Annotated in this window: 12 protein-coding genes; 9 read left to right on the forward strand and 3 right to left on the reverse strand. The window is 69.5% G+C overall.

What is annotated here, in order from left to right:
- Complete coding sequence (gene glpK, locus ABDW31_RS18820; protein WP_343699412.1) at nucleotides 1-1,488, forward strand: glycerol kinase GlpK; 1,488 nt, start codon at nucleotides 1-3, stop codon at nucleotides 1,486-1,488.
- Here glpK and ABDW31_RS18825 read toward each other — a convergent pair.
- Together ABDW31_RS18825 and dgoD are read right to left on the reverse strand one after the other, a co-directional pair.
- Nucleotides 1,485-2,228, reverse strand: coding sequence for an SDR family oxidoreductase (locus ABDW31_RS18825; RefSeq protein WP_184722928.1), 744 nt, complete (start codon nucleotides 2,226-2,228; stop codon nucleotides 1,485-1,487). The genes glpK and ABDW31_RS18825 overlap by 4 nt on opposite strands.
- Nucleotides 2,222-3,406, reverse strand: coding sequence for a galactonate dehydratase (gene dgoD, locus ABDW31_RS18830; RefSeq protein WP_343699413.1), 1,185 nt, complete (start codon nucleotides 3,404-3,406; stop codon nucleotides 2,222-2,224). Before dgoD ends, ABDW31_RS18825 begins: the two co-directional genes overlap by 7 nt.
- A 215-nt stretch (nucleotides 3,407-3,621) precedes the next feature.
- Here dgoD and ABDW31_RS18835 point away from each other — a divergent pair, with 215 nt between their 5' ends.
- The 3 genes from ABDW31_RS18835 to ABDW31_RS18845 all read left to right on the forward strand — a co-directional run bounded on the left by ABDW31_RS18835 (nucleotide 3,622) and on the right by ABDW31_RS18845 (nucleotide 5,955).
- Nucleotides 3,622-4,248: a 2-dehydro-3-deoxy-6-phosphogalactonate aldolase gene (locus ABDW31_RS18835; RefSeq protein WP_184722922.1), complete on the forward strand. Its 627-nt coding sequence runs from the start codon at nucleotides 3,622-3,624 to the stop codon at nucleotides 4,246-4,248.
- Entirely contained in the window at nucleotides 4,248-5,153 is a 906-nt protein-coding gene (locus ABDW31_RS18840; protein WP_184722918.1) for a 2-dehydro-3-deoxygalactonokinase, read from the forward strand. The genes ABDW31_RS18835 and ABDW31_RS18840 overlap by 1 nt, the downstream gene beginning before the upstream one ends.
- A gap of 85 nt (nucleotides 5,154-5,238) precedes the next feature.
- The gene (locus tag ABDW31_RS18845; protein ID WP_343699414.1) at nucleotides 5,239-5,955 is read left to right on the forward strand and encodes an FCD domain-containing protein; all 717 of its coding nucleotides are present in this window, start codon (nucleotides 5,239-5,241) and stop codon (nucleotides 5,953-5,955) included.
- Nucleotides 5,956-5,966: 11 nt separating this feature from the next.
- Here ABDW31_RS18845 and ABDW31_RS18850 read toward each other — a convergent pair whose 3' ends face one another.
- The gene (locus ABDW31_RS18850) at nucleotides 5,967-6,644 is read right to left on the reverse strand and encodes a helix-turn-helix transcriptional regulator (protein WP_184722912.1); all 678 of its coding nucleotides are present in this window, start codon (nucleotides 6,642-6,644) and stop codon (nucleotides 5,967-5,969) included.
- Nucleotides 6,645-6,919: 275 nt separating this feature from the next.
- Between ABDW31_RS18850 and ABDW31_RS18855 the strand changes: the two genes are divergently transcribed.
- From ABDW31_RS18855 to ABDW31_RS18875, 5 genes are read left to right on the forward strand one after another with little or no spacing between them, the layout of a single operon-like run.
- Nucleotides 6,920-9,172: a TonB-dependent receptor gene (locus tag ABDW31_RS18855; protein WP_184722909.1), complete on the forward strand. Its 2,253-nt coding sequence runs from the start codon at nucleotides 6,920-6,922 to the stop codon at nucleotides 9,170-9,172.
- 2 nt (nucleotides 9,173-9,174) lie between these two features.
- A complete protein-coding gene (locus tag ABDW31_RS18860; protein ID WP_184722904.1) occupies nucleotides 9,175-10,119 on the forward strand; it encodes an ornithine cyclodeaminase family protein in 945 nt (314 codons plus the stop codon).
- Nucleotides 10,116-11,819 (forward strand): peptidase M61, encoded by a 1,704-nt coding sequence (locus ABDW31_RS18865; protein ID WP_184722902.1) that lies wholly within the window; start codon nucleotides 10,116-10,118, stop codon nucleotides 11,817-11,819. The genes ABDW31_RS18860 and ABDW31_RS18865 overlap by 4 nt, the downstream gene beginning before the upstream one ends.
- Nucleotides 11,807-13,129 (forward strand): CapA family protein, encoded by a 1,323-nt coding sequence (locus tag ABDW31_RS18870; RefSeq protein WP_184722899.1) that lies wholly within the window; start codon nucleotides 11,807-11,809, stop codon nucleotides 13,127-13,129. The genes ABDW31_RS18865 and ABDW31_RS18870 overlap by 13 nt, the downstream gene beginning before the upstream one ends.
- Nucleotides 13,126-14,736 (forward strand): M20/M25/M40 family metallo-hydrolase, encoded by a 1,611-nt coding sequence (locus ABDW31_RS18875; RefSeq protein ID WP_184722896.1) that lies wholly within the window; start codon nucleotides 13,126-13,128, stop codon nucleotides 14,734-14,736. Before ABDW31_RS18870 ends, ABDW31_RS18875 begins: the two co-directional genes overlap by 4 nt.
- The last annotated feature ends 274 nt before the right edge of the window (nucleotides 14,737-15,010 follow it).

The raw sequence follows: 15,010 nt of genomic DNA on the forward strand, positions 1-15,010 counted from the left end.
ATGGACCAGCCGATCCTCGTCATCGACCAGGGCACGACCTCGTCGCGCGCCATCCTGTTCTCGCCGGCGCTCCAGATCCTGGGTGTGGCCCAGCGCGAGTTCCCACAGCACTTCCCCGCCTCGGGCTGGGTCGAGCACGATCCGGAGGACCTGTGGTCCTCGGCCCTGGACGTCGCCCGCGAGGTGCTGGCCAAGACCCAGACCGTGCCGCAAGACATCGCCGCCATCGGTATCGCCAACCAGCGCGAGACCGTGGTGGTCTGGGACCGCGCCACGGGCAAGCCGATCCACAACGCCATCGTCTGGCAGGACCGCCGCACGGCCGACATCTGCGACCGCCTGCGGGCCGACGGCCATGAGGCCCTGATCGCCGAGCGCACCGGCCTGCTGATCGACCCCTATTTCTCGGCGACGAAAATCGCCTGGATCCTCGACAAGGTCCCCGGCGCCCGAGCGCGCGCGGAAGTGGGCGAACTGGCCTGTGGCTCGGTCGACAGCTTCCTGCTGTGGCGGCTGACCGGCGGCAAGGTCCACGCCACCGACGCCACCAACGCCTCGCGCACCCAACTCTTGAACATCCACACCGGCCAGTGGGACGAGACCCTGCTGGACCTGTTCGGTGTCCCCGCAGCCCTGCTGCCGGAGGTTCGCGACAGCGCCGGCGACTTCGGCCAAACGGCGATCGACGTGCTGGGCGCGGCGATCCCGGTGCGCGGCGTGGCTGGCGACCAGCAGGCGGCCCTGGTGGGCCAGGCCTGTTTCGCGCCCGGCATGGCCAAGGCCACCTATGGCACCGGCTGCTTCGTGCTGCTCAACACCGGCGAGCGCCCCGTGGCCTCGCGCCATCGCCTGCTGACCACCGTCGCCTACCAGCTGGACGGCAAGCGCACCTATGCGCTGGAAGGCTCGATCTTTATCGCCGGGGCGGCGCTGCAATGGCTGCGCGACGGACTGGGCGTGCTGGCCAGGGCCGAGAACGCCGACGCCATGGCCCGTCAGGCGGCCGCCGATCCCGGCCTCTACATGGTGCCGGCCTTCGTGGGCCTGGCCGCGCCCGACTGGCGGCCGGATGCGCGCGGCGCGATCTTCGGCCTGACTCGCGCCACAGGCCCCAACGAGCTGGTCCGCGCGGCGCTGGAAAGCGTGTGCTTCCAGACCCGCGACCTGATCGAGGCGATGTCGGCCGAGGATGCCGATGCCGAGTGGTCGATCAAGCTGCGGGTCGATGGCGGCATGAGCGCTTCGGACTGGATGCTGCAGACCCTGGCCGACACCCTGGACAAGACCATCGACCGTCCGGAAGTGCGCGAGGCCACCGCTCTGGGAGCCGCCTGGTTGGCGCGGCGGGGGATCAGCGGCGAGGCGGGCGACGACTTCTGGCGCCGCGACCGCGCCTTCACCCGCCAGCCCGACGCGGCCATCGGCGCCGCCCGTATCCAGGGCTGGCGCCGGGCCGTGGCGGCGGTGATCTCGATGGCCGAAGCCTAGAGTTTGGCGAGGCGTCCGCCGTCCACCTCGAGGGCGGCGCCGCTGACGAAGCGGGCGTCGTTCGAAGCCAGGAACAGCACGGGACCGGCGATGTCGTCGGGCTCGCCGACGTCGCCCGGGGCGAGCACCTCCGCGCCGGACTTGATGTTGGGGCTGTCCCACAGCATCGGGGTGTTGATCGCGCCGGGCAGGATGGCGTTGGCGCGGACGCCCTTCTCACGGCCCTCGATCGAGGCCGTGCGGGTCAGGCTGAGCAGGGCCGCCTTGGCCGCCGCATAGGGGGCGATGTCGGGGCTGGTCTGGCGGGCGTGGATCGAGGCGATGTTGACGATCGCTCCGCCCGGACCCATGCGCCGCAGCGCCTGGGCGGTGAAGAAGGCCGCGCCCAGCAGGTTGACGTCCAGCAGGCGCCGCCACTCCGCGCCCGTGAACTGAGCGATCGGCTTGAAGATCATCATTCCGGCGACATTGACGACGACCCGCAGGTCGCCGTGCGCGGCCATCGAGGCCTCGACCGCCGCATCGACGGCCGCCTCGTCGCCGATATCGCAGGCCAGGGACAGGACGCCGCCGGCGCCGAGGGCCAGCAGTTCGTCGCGCACCGTCCCGTCGTCTTCCCGCAGGTCGACCAGGGTCAGCCGCGCGCCTTGGGCGGCGAAGCGGCGGGCCGTGGCCAGGCCGATACCGCCCAGGGCGCCGGTGACGATGACGCCGCGATCCTTGAACTCCGCGCCTACCATTCGCGCACGCTGCCGTCCTGGCCGCGCCAGACCGGATTGCGCCAGGTCGGAGCGTCCTTGGCGGCTTCGCGCACCATGGCCTCGTCGATCTCGACGCCCAAGCCGGGGCCTTGCAGGGCGGCGACCATGCCGTCCGTCACATCGAAGACTTCAGGGTTGGTCATGTAGCTCAGCAGGTCGTGGCCCACGTTGTAGTGGATGCCGAGCGACATCTCCTGGATCACGAAGTTGGGCGTCGAGACGGCCAGCTGGAAGCAGGCGGCCAGGGCCATCGGACCCAGCGGGCAGTGCGGCGCCACGCCCACGTCATAGGCCTCGGCCATGGCGGCGATGCGCCGGCATTCCGACAGGCCGCCGGCGTGCGACAAGTCCGGCTGGATGATGTCGACCGCGGCCGCTTCCAGGAACGGCTTGAAGTCCCAGCGGCTGTAGAGGCGCTCGCCCAGAGCGATGGGCAGGTGGGTCAGCTTCGAGATCTGGACGATGGCCTCGACATGTTCCGAGAGCAGCGGCTCCTCGATGAACAGCGGGTTCAGCGGCTCCAGGGCGGCGATCAGCTGCTTGGCCATCGGCTTGTGCAGGCGGCCGTGGAAGTCGACGCCGACGTCCAGCCCCTGGTCCTTGACGGTCTGCACCCGCTCCAGCGCCTCGGCGAAGACTTGCGCGCCTTCCAGGCGGCAGACGTCGCTGGTGGCGTTCATCTTCACGGCCTTGAAGCCCTGGGCCAGGCGCGCCTTGGCGGCCTCGCCCACCTCGTCGGGACGGTCGCCGCCGATCCAGGCATAGACCGGCACGCGGTCGCGAACCTGTCCGCCCAGCAGTTGCCAGACCGGCACGCCCAGCCGCCTGCCCTTCAGGTCCCAAAGCGCCTGGTCCAGGCCCGACAGGGCCGACATCAGCACGGGGCCGCCGCGATAGAAGCCGGCGCGATAGGCGACCTGCCAGACGTCCTCGATATTGTTGGCGTCGGCGCCGATGAAGCGTTCGCGCAGCGAGGCGAAGGCCCCGTCCACCGCTTCGGCATGGCCTTCCAGGCTGGCTTCGCCCCAGCCGACGGCGCCGTCATGGGTCTCGACGCGGACGAACAGCCAGCGCGGCGGAACCCGGAAGGTTTCGATCTTGGCGATGCGGGTCGGACCGGCGCCGACGTCGAGGTCTCCGAAACGCGCCCCCGTCATAGACCGACCGCCGAATTGCTGGCGCAGCGGAGACGAAACCGCATCGAATGAACTCCCGATCGTTGAGCCGATCCGGTCTACGCCGGACGTAGGCCTAGCTATGACGGGACGTGCGACATCGTCAAACTTTTTATCATATTAATAGGTCAATATGGACAGAAGGTGTCCGGCGACGCTAGTTTGCGGCGAACGCGCCTCTCGGAGAATAAGACGCCATGACGACCTGGACCTCGGTGCTCGAGACCCTGCCGCTGGTGGCGATCCTGCGCGGCCTCAAGCCCGACGAGGCGGTCGAGGTCGGCGAGGCCCTGGTCGCCGCCGGTTTCCTCTGCCTGGAGGTGCCGCTGAACTCGCCCCAGCCGCTGGACAGCATCCGCCGCCTGCGTGACGCCCTGGGTGATCGCGCCATCGTCGGGGCTGGCACGGTGCTGTCGCCGCGCGCCGTGCAGGAGGTCGCCGACGCCGGCGGCCAGATCATCATTTCGCCCAACAGCGATCCGGCCGTGATCGCCGCGACCAAGGCCGCGGGCCTGATCTCGTTCCCGGCTTTCTTCACACCCACCGAGGCCTTCGCCGCCATCGACGCCGGGGCCGACGCGCTGAAGCTGTTCCCGGCCGAGACCGCCGGCCCCGCCACGCTGAAGGCGATCAAGGCGGTGCTGCCGCCCGCCGCGCCGGTGTTCCCGGTCGGCGGCGTCGAGCCCGGCAATTTGGCGGCCTGGCGCGCGGCCGGGGCCAACGGCTTTGGCCTGGGCTCGGCGCTCTACAAGCCCGGCCACACCGCCGCCCAGGTCGGCGCGGCCGCCCAGGCCTTCGTCGCCGCCTGGAAGGCCACCGCTTGATGCGCGATCTCGTCGTCTTCGGCGATTGGGGCACCAGCCGCCTGCGCCTATCGCTGTTCGACGGCGGTGCGAAGCTGGCCGAGACCGACGGTCCGGGCATCGGCGCCCTGATCGCGTCGCCGGCCGGCACCCTTCTGCAGGCCCTGGCGCCCTGGCGCGCCGAGCATGACCTGAAGCGCGTGATCCTGTGCGGCATGGCCGGTTCGCGCAGCGGTGTAATCGAAGCGCCGTATGCGGACTGTCCCGCCGACGTCACCGACTGGGCGGGACAGGCCGCCGACCTCTCGCTGGACGGCCTGTCGATCAACGTCGCCCCGGGCCTGGCCGCGACCGCCGCCAATGGCGCGCCCGACGTCATGCGCGGCGAGGAAACCCAGATCTTCGGCGCCCTGGCGCTGCGCCCCGACCTAGCGCAAGGCGAGCACTGGTTTGTCCTGCCCGGCACCCACAGCAAGTGGGCCCACGTGCGCGACGGCCGGGTGCTGGGTTTCCAGACCTTCCTTACCGGCGAGCTTTTCGCCCTGCTGACCGAGCGTTCCAGCCTGCTGATGGGCACCGACCGCATGGAGAACGCCGCCGACAGCGCCCAAGGCTTCGACGATGGCCTGGCGCGCGCCCGCGAGGAGCGCCCGATCGGCGCTCTGTTCGAGGCCCGCAGCGCTCAGCTGCGCGCCGGTCGTTCCGGCGCCTGGGCGCAAGGCTATCTCTCCGGCCTGCTGCTCGGATCCGAGGTTGCAGAGGCCGTCCGGAGTTCGGGCGCGCGGGCCGTGACCGTGATCGGCGCCGCCTCCCTGGCCGAGCGATACGGCGCCGCCCTGGACGCCGCGTCCGTGACCAGCCAGGCCCTGAGCGGCGAGGCCTGTGTGCTGGCGGGGCTGCGTCTGTTCGCGGCCAGCCGGTCTTGAGGTGCAACCCCTTGGCCGGAGGCAACTATCTGTTGCGGGCGGCAGGCAAATTTGACAGCAGTGACTCATGAGAGCCACCGATCCGTTGGATTCCCGTTCGGCGCTGGGGCGCAACCTGACCTTCGGTCTGCTGGACGTCCTGGGCCGCATGATCGTCACGGGCGCCTATGACGACAAGCCGTTCCCGATCGAGGCCGAGCTCTCCAAGGAGCACGCCGTCAGCCGCTCGGTGACGCGCGAGGCGGTCAAGATGCTGGCCGCCAAGGGCCTGCTGACCGCGCGCCCGCGCCAGGGCACGATCATCACTCCGCCGTCGGCCTGGAACTGGTTCGACACCGACGTCCTGCGCTGGCTGCTGGAGCGCAAGTTCTCGCTGAGCCTGCTGCGCCAGTTCACCGAGCTGCGCCTGAGCATCGAGCCGGGCGCCGCGGCCCTGGCCGCTCAGGCCGCCAGCCCGGCCGGCATCGCCCTGATCCAGCGCGGCTTCGCGCGGATGGAGGCCGCCGAGGCCGGCCTGGACAATCCGCTGTCCTCGGACATCGCGTTCCACGTCTCGATCCTGGAGGCGTCGGGCAATCCGTTCTACGCCCAGTTCCGAGACGTGGTGGCCACGGCCCTGCAGACCTCAATCCAGTTCACCAACCGCTATCGCGGCCGCAGCGCCAGCCTGCCGGCCCACAAGGCGGTGATGGACGCGATCATCGCCCATGACGAGGTCACCGCCGCGGCGACCATGCGCGAGCTGATCGCCGACGTGATGGAGCTGATCCAGGAAGCGACCGAGAGCGAAGCCGGGGCCTGACCCCGGGGCGCTTACGAGCGCTTGGCGCCGATCTCGTCCAGATAGTTGTAGATCGTGAACTTGGTCACGCCCAGGCGGGCGGCGACGCGCTCGACCGAGCCGCGGATCACGAACAGGCCGCGCTCGTGCATGATCGAGACGGCCTCCTTCTTCTCGGCCTTCGACATCCGCTCAACCGGCACGCCGGCGCCGTCGAGGGCCGAGATGATGATCTCCTCGATCAGGTCCTCGATATTGGTCTCGGCGCGCGGGGCGGGCAGGGGCGGCAGGGCCATGGGGATCAGGGCGCTCTGGATTTCGCGCTGGATCCGATCGATGGCGCCCATGTCGACGTTCATGCAGAGGGCGGCGGCCGGCGTGCCCTCGGCGTCGAACAAGACCACCGAGGACGAGCGCAGGGCGCGGCCGTCGCTGGCCTTGGACGTGTAGTTGGCCACCACGCGCACCTCGTTGGGATGCGCGGCGGCCTTGCTGGCGACCAAGGTGTCGAAGGCCTTGTCCTCGGCGGGGCCGGCAATGATCGCCGAGCCGACATGGCGGCCGCTGACATGGCCGTTGACGATCTCGATGATCGAAGACTCCGGCTGGCGCAGATTATGGACAACCACCTCGGTGTGCTGGTTGACGGTGCATTCCAGCGCCTTGGCCACGGCCTGGAGGACGCCCAGCAGGGCCTGTTCGTCTTGCACGGGCGCTCGATCTTTCCGCGGGAGAAAATTCAACAAGTCGTTGATATCGCGGCCGCGGCCGCCGGTAAACACGGTCTCGTCGCCAAGCGTTCGAGGGGCGACTTGCCCGCCATTTGGACAGCAAGCGCGTGAATTTCATGCGGGAACTCAATGGCCTCAACATTTCATTGCGAATTTCAACAGACTGTTGAAGTTGTCTTCAATCTGTAGCAAAGCTCCAACGAACATTGATCTCGGTGAGCGGCAAAGCCGTCGCCGCGCCCAGGGGGTTTGTGATGCGCAATGGTTTGAAGGCTATCCTGCTGGCGGGTTCGGGCGGCGCGTGCCTCCTGGCCGGCTCGGTCGTCCACGCTCAGGAGGCGGACGGTTCGGTGATGAGCGAGATCGTCGTCACCGCCCAGAAGAAGTCCGAGCGTCTGCTGGACGTGCCGGTCTCGGTGGCGGCGGTGTCCGCCGACAGCCTGGTGCAGCAGAACCTGGTCCAGTTCCGCGACTTCTATAATCGCGTGCCCGGCATCTCGCTGAGCGGCGGCGGCACCGAGCAGCGCGCCAACGGCGTGGCCATCCGCGGCGTCACCACCGGCGGCGGCACGGCGGCCACCGTGGCCTTCACCCTGGACGACACCCCGCTGACCTCGGGCGCGGCCTCGGCTCAGTCGCCGCTGCTGGACATCGACCCGTCCGACCTGCAGCGCGTCGAAGTGCTGCGCGGCCCGCAAGGCACGCTGTACGGCGCGTCCAGCCTGGGCGGCCTGGTGAAGTACGTGACGGTCAGCCCGGACGCGCAAGACTTCAGCGGTCGGGTCGAGGTCGGCGGCAACACCGTGGCCGGCGGTGGCGAAGGCTATTCGGTGCGCGGCGCTGTCAACCTGCCGATCGTCCGTGACAAGATCGCCCTGCGCGTCAGTGGCTTCACGCGCCGCGACCCGGCCTATCTGGACAACGTCAACGTCGCCGCCGAGCGCGGGGACATCAACAAGAACAAGGTCAAGGGCGGCCGCGCCGCGCTGCTGATCAAGCCGACCGACAACCTCAGCATCGACCTGTCGGCCATGCGCCAGAAGTCGAACTTCTACGGCACCCCACAGATCCGCGTCTGCCAGTCGTGCGGCACGGGCGCGTACCAAGGCGCGACCAACTTCACGCCGTTCTTCGGCGACCTGAAGCTCAACATCGCCCCCAGCCAGCGTGAAGTGGACTTCAAGCTGTACCAGGGTCGCGTCAACTTGGACCTGGGCTTTGCCGACCTGACCTCGGTCAGCGCCTGGAACGAAGTGGAGTCCGCTTCCGACCTCGACCAGACCAACACCTTCCGCTTCCTGCTCGGCGCCTTCTCGGCCCCGACCGGCAGCGTCTCGCTGATCAACGCCGACAAGACCGAGAAATTCAGCCAGGAAGTTCGCCTGGCCTCGAAGTCGGACGGCGCGCTGGAATGGCTGGTCGGCGGCTTCTACACCCGTGAAACGATCTCGGTGGACCAGATCCTGACCGTTCGTCCGGCCGGGACCGTGGCCTACACCTCGCTGGCGCCGTCCAAGTTCGAGGAAAAGGCGGTGTTCGCCGACGTCACCTATCACTTCACGCCGGAGTTCGACGTGCAGGTGGGTGCGCGTTACTCGTCTAACGACCAGACGAGCGGTGGCGTGACCACCGTGGCCACGCCGGCCCAGCGCTTCTTCGGCCCCGGTTCGTCGGAGCCGCAGGCCAAGTCGTCAGACAATGCCTTCACCTGGCTGGTTACCCCGCGCTACCGGATCTCGCCGGACACCATGGCCTATCTGCGCGTCGCCACCGGCTATCGCCCGGGCGGTCCCAACAGCGCGGGCGTGACCGGCGTGCCGCTGTCGTTCGGCTCGGACAAGGTGATTAGCTACGAAGCGGGCCTGAAGGGCGCGCTGCCGGGCCTGAAGGCGACCTATGAAGCGGCCGTGTTCCAGATCGACTGGGACGACATCCAGCTGCTGACCACCGACATCACCTCGCAGATGACCTACTACACCAACGGTTCGACCGCCCGCAGCCGCGGCGTCGAACTGTCGGGGCGCTGGGCGCCGGTGCGCGGCCTGGCGATCGAAGCGGCCGGCACGTATCTGGACGCCAAGCTGTCCGACCCGCTGCGCTGGCCCGTGGGCGCCTCGCCGATCTACGGCGCCAAGGGTGACCGCCTGCCGGGCTCGGCGAAGGTCTCGGGCAGCCTGTCGGCAGACTACAACTGGGCGATCGGCGAGGTCTATTCGGCCTATGTCGGCGGCGGCCTGGCCTATGTCGGTCAGCGCTACGCCGAGTTCTCCAACAATCCGCCGGGGACGAGCACCGCCTACGGCGCGCGCCTGAAGCTGCCGTCGTACACGACCGTCGACCTGCGGGCCGGGATCTACAGCAACGACTGGCGTTTCGCCGCCTACATCAAGAACCTGGGCGATAAGCGCGGCGTCGTGGAGGCCACCACCCGCGGCGGCACCAGCTCGCCGCAGGCGATCTTCCTGCAGCCGCGCACCGTGGGCGTCAACGTGACCCGCAGCTTCTAGGCATGGTGTTTCTCGACGAAGCCGCGGTCCTGCAGCGCCTCGATCTGGACGGCTGCAGAACCGCGGTGCGGCGGGCGATGATCGCCCTGTCCGCCGGCGAGACGAGGCAGCTCCCGCGCTCGATCATTCCGATCGGCGCGGGACGGCTGTTTGGCCAGATGCCGGGGGCGCTGCTGGCCGACGGCTATTTCGGGGCCAAGCTGGTCAGCGTGTTCGGCGATCCCGAACAGCCCGGCCGCAGCGCCCACATGGGCGTGGTCGTACTGTTCGACGCCAACAGCGGCCAGGCGATCTGCGTCGCCGACGCCAGCGCCATCACCCTGATCCGCACCGCCGCCGCCACCGCGGCGGCGACCGACTTTCTGGCCGTCCCCGACGCCCAGCGGCTGACGATCCTGGGCTATGGCCACCAGGCCGGCGCCCATATCGAGGCCCTGGCCCGCGTTCGGCCGCTGAGCGAGGTTCGGGTGTGGGGACGCTCGTTCGAGCGAGCCCAGGACTTCTGCGCGGCGATGAGCGCAAGGACTGGCCTGTCCGTGGCCGCCGCCGCCGACGCCCGCGAGGCTGTGGCCGACGCCCAGATCGTCTGCACCGTCACCGGCGCGGTCGAGCCGGTGCTGTTCGCGGACTGGCTGTCGCCGGGCGCTCACGTCAATCTGGTCGGGGCCAGCGTCGCCTCCGCCGCCGAGGCCGAGGCCGCCGTGGTTTCGGTTGGCCGCTACGTCGTCGAGAGCCGGGAGTCGGCCCGCACCGGCGCCGGCGAGTTCCTGCGCGCCATCGCCGCCGGTCTCGTGACCGAAGACTGCATCGCCGCCGAGATCGGCGAGGTTTTCGCCGGGACCCAGGCTGGACGGCAGTCGGCGTCCGACATCACCGTGTACAAGTCGATCGGCCACGCCGTGCAGGATCTGGCGGCGGCGGCCTATCTCTACGAGCAGATGCGATGACCCTTTCGATGACCTTTGGCGGCGTGGCCGCAGCGCTGATCCTGACCGCGCCGGGCGCGGCGGCTTTGGCCCAGCCCGCGCTGGCCGTGGTGCTGAAACCCGGCCGCATGGACGAGGCCAAGGGGCAGGGGAGCCTCGCCGTCGAGCTGCGCTTCTCCGAACTGCCGGCGAGCGTCGGCGCGCCGCTGCTGAGCCTGCCACTGGTCATCGCCAACACCGCCACGGTCGCCGACACCCTGACGGGCCTGACCGCCGCCGACGATGCGGGTCCGATCCCGCTGGTGGTCAAGGACGATCCGGCCACGGGTCTGGTCTGGTCACGCCACTGGCTGGCCGGACGCGCCACGCGCGGGCCGGTCGTGGTCCGCTACCTCGCGCCCGTAGACAACACCCCGCCCACACGCGGGTCGGGCCCGCCCTACGCCCTGCGCACCGAAGGCGGTGGGGTCTCGGGCGTGGGCAACACCTTCGTCCTGCTGCCGGAAGAGAAGATCGCGCGGAAGATCACCCTGCGCTGGGACCTCGCCGACCTGCCCAAGGGCTCGACCGCCACCTCCAGCTTCGGCGAGGGCGACGTCGCCCTGCCGGACGGTCCCGCCAGTCAGCTGGCCTCGACCGTGTTCATGGCCGGCCCGATGAAGCGCGAGCCGGGCGTGGTGTCCGAGACCGGCTTCTCCTCGGCCTGGATGGGAACCCCGCCGTTCGATCCCGCGCCGCTGATGGCGTGGACCAACCGGCTGCATGGCTGGATGAGCGGCTTCTTCCAGGACAAGACCGTTCCGCCGTACCGGGTCTTCCTGCGCTACAACCCGATCAACGCCGGCGGCGGCACGGCCCTGACCCGCTCGTTCCTGACCACCTACGGCGCGGACACCAAGGGCGAGAGCCTGAAGGGCACGCTGTCGCACGAGATGGTCCACACCTGGACCGACTCCGACGCCGGCCAGTGGTACGGCGAGGGCGTGGCGGTCCACTACCAAGGCCTCTTGCCGTTCCGCGCCGGGTTGCTGTCGCCGCAGGAATTCCTCGACGACCTGAACGAGACCGCGCGCCGCTACTACGCCAACCCGCTGAACGACACGCCGGACGCCGAGATCGCGCCGCGGTTCTGGGAGGACACCCGCATCCGCGTGCTGCCCTACGACCGGGGCGGCCTCTATTTCGCGGTGCTGGACGGCCGCATCCGGAAGGCGACGGGCGGCAAGCGCTCGGTCGACGATCTGGTGCTGGAGATGAACCATCGCTTTGCCGCTGGCCGGAGGGCCGACGACGCCGCCTGGATCGCGTTGGTGGTCCGCGAGCTCGGCGAGGACGGTCGCAAGCTGCACGAGGGCATGATGGCCGGCGCCCTGATGCTGCCAGAGCCTGACGATTTCGGCCCCTGTTTCACCCGCACGACTGCCCAGGTTCGCCGCTTCGAGCTGGGCTTCGAGCCCAAGTCGCTGGTCGGCACAACCAAGACCATCCGTGGACTGATAGCAGGCTCCGAGGCCGCGAAGGCGGGGCTCAAGGACGGCGACGTCGTCACCTACGCCGTGGCCATGGACGCCGTGCAGGGCGACCCCGACCAGACCCTGACCCTCAAGGTCACCCGCGACGGCAAGACCTTCCCGTTGACCTATCTGCCGCGCGGGGAGGCGACCTCGGTCTATCAATGGGCGCGCAAGCCGGGGACGGAGAGCCTGAAATGCGTCTACTGATCGCCGCCCTGCTGGCCTCGACCGTCGCCAGCGCCGCCGTCGCCCAGGCGCCGGCCAGCGTCAAGAACGGCTTCACCCTGGCCGTGACCGGCGACCTGATCGGCCCCGAAAAGCCGATCACCGCCTATGGCGACCCCGGCACCCAGCGGATCAGCAAGCTGCTGTCGGGCGCGGACGCCGCATTCGGCAACCAGGAAGGTTCGATCTTCGACCTCGACAAGTTCGAAAGCTGGCCCGCCGCTCAGAACGGCGGCGGCACGCCGATCAACGACGCGGTCGTGGCCTTTGACCTGAAGACCATGGGCTTCAAGCTGATGTCGCTGGGGAACAACCACGCCACCGACTTCGGCGTGGAAGGCCTGGTCGAGACCCACAGGTCGCTGGACGCGGCAGGGATCGTCCATGCCGGCACGGGCGACAGCCTGACCGCCGCGCGGGCGCCGGCCTATGTGACCACGGCCAAGGGCGTGGTGGGGCTGGTGTCGTTCGCCGGCACCTATACCGATCTCTCGATCGCCGCCGACGCCAATCCGGGCCGAGGCTTCCGCGCCCGCCCGGGCCTGGCTCCGCTGCGCTCGCGCGAACTGCAGCTGGTCACACCCGAGCAGATGCAGACCCTGCGCGCCATCGCCGCCCGGTCCGAGACGCCCGACGCCGCCAAGAACCCCGAGGTGTTCAGCGCCGCCAAGTCCGGCGAAGAGCTGACCATCGGCAAGACCACCTTCCGGGTCGCCGAGGGGGCGGGTCTCGCCTACGACCTGAATGCCGATGACCGCGCCGCCGCCCTGGCCAGCGTCAAGGAAGCGCGTGGCAAGGCCGATCTGGTCATGTTCTCGATCCACGCCCACGAAACGGCCTCGTCCGATCCCGAGGACGTGCGTCCGGCCGACTACATGCGGTCGCTGTTCCACGAGCTGATCGACGCCGGCGCCGACGCCATCGTCCGCCACGGTCCGCATGCCCTGCTGGGCGTCGAGATCTACAAGGGGCGGCCGATCTTCTACGGCATGGGCAGCCTGATGTTCCAGGTCGGCGACAAGAAGCGCCAGTTCCGTGGCTTCACCCTGCCGGAGGCCTGGTACGACGGGGCCGTGGCGGTCAGCGAGTACAAGGACGGCCGCGTGGCGGCGATCCGCATCCATCCCTTCGTCCAGAACCTGGAAGACGACCGCCTGGTCGGTACGCCGCGCTCGCCGACGCACGATGAGGCCCAGCGGGTGCTCAAGCGCATCCAGGCCGCCTCGGTCCAGTTCGGCACCCGCATCGACATCGAAGGCGACGTCGGGGTGATCCGCGTCGGCGCGAAATGAGGCTGGGGCGGCGTCAGGCCCTGGTCGGTCTGGGCGCCTTGGCGCTGGCTCGCCCGGCCTGGGCGCGCTCGGGGCCTGACCTGACACTGTACCAGGCCATCCGCGACGAGGGGCTGAAGCGCGGACAGGCCATGACCTACGCTACCAGCCTCGTCGACGGCGTAGGGCCTCGGCTGATGGGCTCGCCCGGCATGAGGCGGGCCTATGACTGGTCGCTGGCGCGGTTGCGCGAGCTGGGGGTGAGCGACCCCAGGCTCGAGCCGATCGGCCCGTTCGGACTGTCCTGGCGACAGATCCGAGCCTGGGCCCGAACGACCGCGCCGGACGGCGCCCCGTTCGTCGCTCAGGCTGCCCCCTGGTCGGCGGCGACGAACGGGGTGATCGAGGGCGACCTGGTGGCCTTGCCGCTGGCGACCGACGAGGATCTCCAGCGGGCCAAGGGGCGACTGTCCGGCAGGATCGTGCTGCTTAGCCCGGCGCCCGCGCCGGCGCCGGAAGGGCCGGCCATCGTCCGCTACACCGACGAAGAGGTTTTGCGGGGCGACGCCGCCCAGGCTGTACGCGCCTACTACCGCACCGTCGCCGAGCGCCGCGTTCGGCAGGGGCGGGAAGGGCTTTTCAAGACCCGCCGCAACGCCTTTCTGGCCGCCGAGGGCGTGCTGGCGGTGGTGGTGTCCGGCGGCGGCGCCCATCCCGGGGCCATGACCATCGATGGCGGCGAACTGGGTGGGCGGCCGTGGCTGGCGGCCGAGCGACCAGCCTTTCCGGCGCTGTACCTGTCGGGTGAGGGCTATGCTCGCTGCTGGCGTCAGGCCGAGCGCGGTGCGGCGCGCCTGCAGATGGAGATCATCACCGAGGAGGGCGATCCCGCCGAGCCGGGCTACAACGTCGTGGCGGAGATCCCGGGGACCGATCCGAACCTGAAGGCTCAGGTCGTTCTGGCCGGGGCGCATCTGGACAGCTGGGCGGCCGGGGCGGGGGCGGCCGACAACGGCGCCGGCGTGGCCGCGACGCTGGAGGCGGTGCGCATCCTGAGGGCGCTGGCCTTTAAGCCCCGTCGCACGATCCGCATTGTCCTCTATGGCGGCGAGGAGCAGGGGCTGTACGGCTCCGAGGCCTATGCTCGCCAGCGCCTGGGCCATATCCCGCGTTCGACCGCGCCCGAGCAGCTGGCCCTGCCGGTAGAGGGGCGTCGCGCCAAGATCGGTCCGTTGCTCAAGGGGCCCGAGTACGAGACCTTCTCCGCAGCCTTCAACCTGGATGGCGGCTCTGGGCGGATCCGGGGCGTGTTCACCGGCGGCAACCCGGCCCTGGCCGAGCTCTATCGCGGCTGGATCGCGCCGCTGAAGGACCTGGGCGTACTGGCAGTCTATGACGGCCCGCATTGGCCGGCCGACCAATCGACCTTCACCGAGATCGGTCTGCCGGGAATCTCGTTCCTGCAGGACCCGCTCGACTACGACAGCCGGGCGCACCACACGAACCTGGACACGCTGGAACGCCTGTCGCCGGACGATCTGGCCCAGGCCGCGACGGTCCTGGCGATCTTCCTGGCCAACAGCGCCAACGCCGAAGAACGTGCGCCCCGCCAAGGCCTTACGGGCTAGCGGCGGCTGCCTTCTGGAAAGAAAATTCGAGAAAAATCGTCCGGCCCCGAAAATTGCGTTTGACTAATCTCAGGGGTCGTCTAAATAGCCGCCTCCGCCGCGGACATCTCCGCCGGACGGAACGGCCTCCGGAGCTTCTGGAGGGGTTTCGGGTCTTTGACATTGTTGATTTGGAAAGAGAAACGCAGGCGGCGGCGCTCTGGCGGTAGGCTCTAGGAGCTTACCACAATGACGCTGACGAATGCGGTCTCTTGAAGACACCATTAATACGGTG

The organism is Caulobacter sp., assembly GCF_039596335.1.
Classification (GTDB): Bacteria; Pseudomonadota; Alphaproteobacteria; order Caulobacterales; family Caulobacteraceae; genus Caulobacter.

Excerpts from the sequence above, each read along its gene's own strand:
- ABDW31_RS18855 (WP_184722909.1), top strand. The coding sequence starts at position 6,920 with ATGCGCAATGGTTTGAAGGCTATCCTGCTGGCGGGTTCGGGCGGCGCG.
- ABDW31_RS18835 (WP_184722922.1), top strand. The coding sequence starts at position 3,622 with ATGACGACCTGGACCTCGGTGCTCGAGACCCTGCCGCTGGTGGCGATC.
- ABDW31_RS18875 (WP_184722896.1), top strand. The coding sequence starts at position 13,126 with ATGAGGCTGGGGCGGCGTCAGGCCCTGGTCGGTCTGGGCGCCTTGGCG.
- ABDW31_RS18865 (WP_184722902.1), top strand. The coding sequence starts at position 10,116 with ATGACCCTTTCGATGACCTTTGGCGGCGTGGCCGCAGCGCTGATCCTG.
- ABDW31_RS18860 (WP_184722904.1), top strand. The coding sequence starts at position 9,175 with ATGGTGTTTCTCGACGAAGCCGCGGTCCTGCAGCGCCTCGATCTGGAC.
- ABDW31_RS18840 (WP_184722918.1), top strand. The coding sequence starts at position 4,248 with ATGCGCGATCTCGTCGTCTTCGGCGATTGGGGCACCAGCCGCCTGCGC.
- dgoD (WP_343699413.1), bottom strand. The coding sequence starts at position 3,406 with ATGACGGGGGCGCGTTTCGGAGACCTCGACGTCGGCGCCGGTCCGACC.
- glpK (WP_343699412.1), top strand. The coding sequence starts at position 1 with ATGGACCAGCCGATCCTCGTCATCGACCAGGGCACGACCTCGTCGCGC.
- ABDW31_RS18870 (WP_184722899.1), top strand. The coding sequence starts at position 11,807 with ATGCGTCTACTGATCGCCGCCCTGCTGGCCTCGACCGTCGCCAGCGCC.
- ABDW31_RS18825 (WP_184722928.1), bottom strand. The coding sequence starts at position 2,228 with ATGGTAGGCGCGGAGTTCAAGGATCGCGGCGTCATCGTCACCGGCGCC.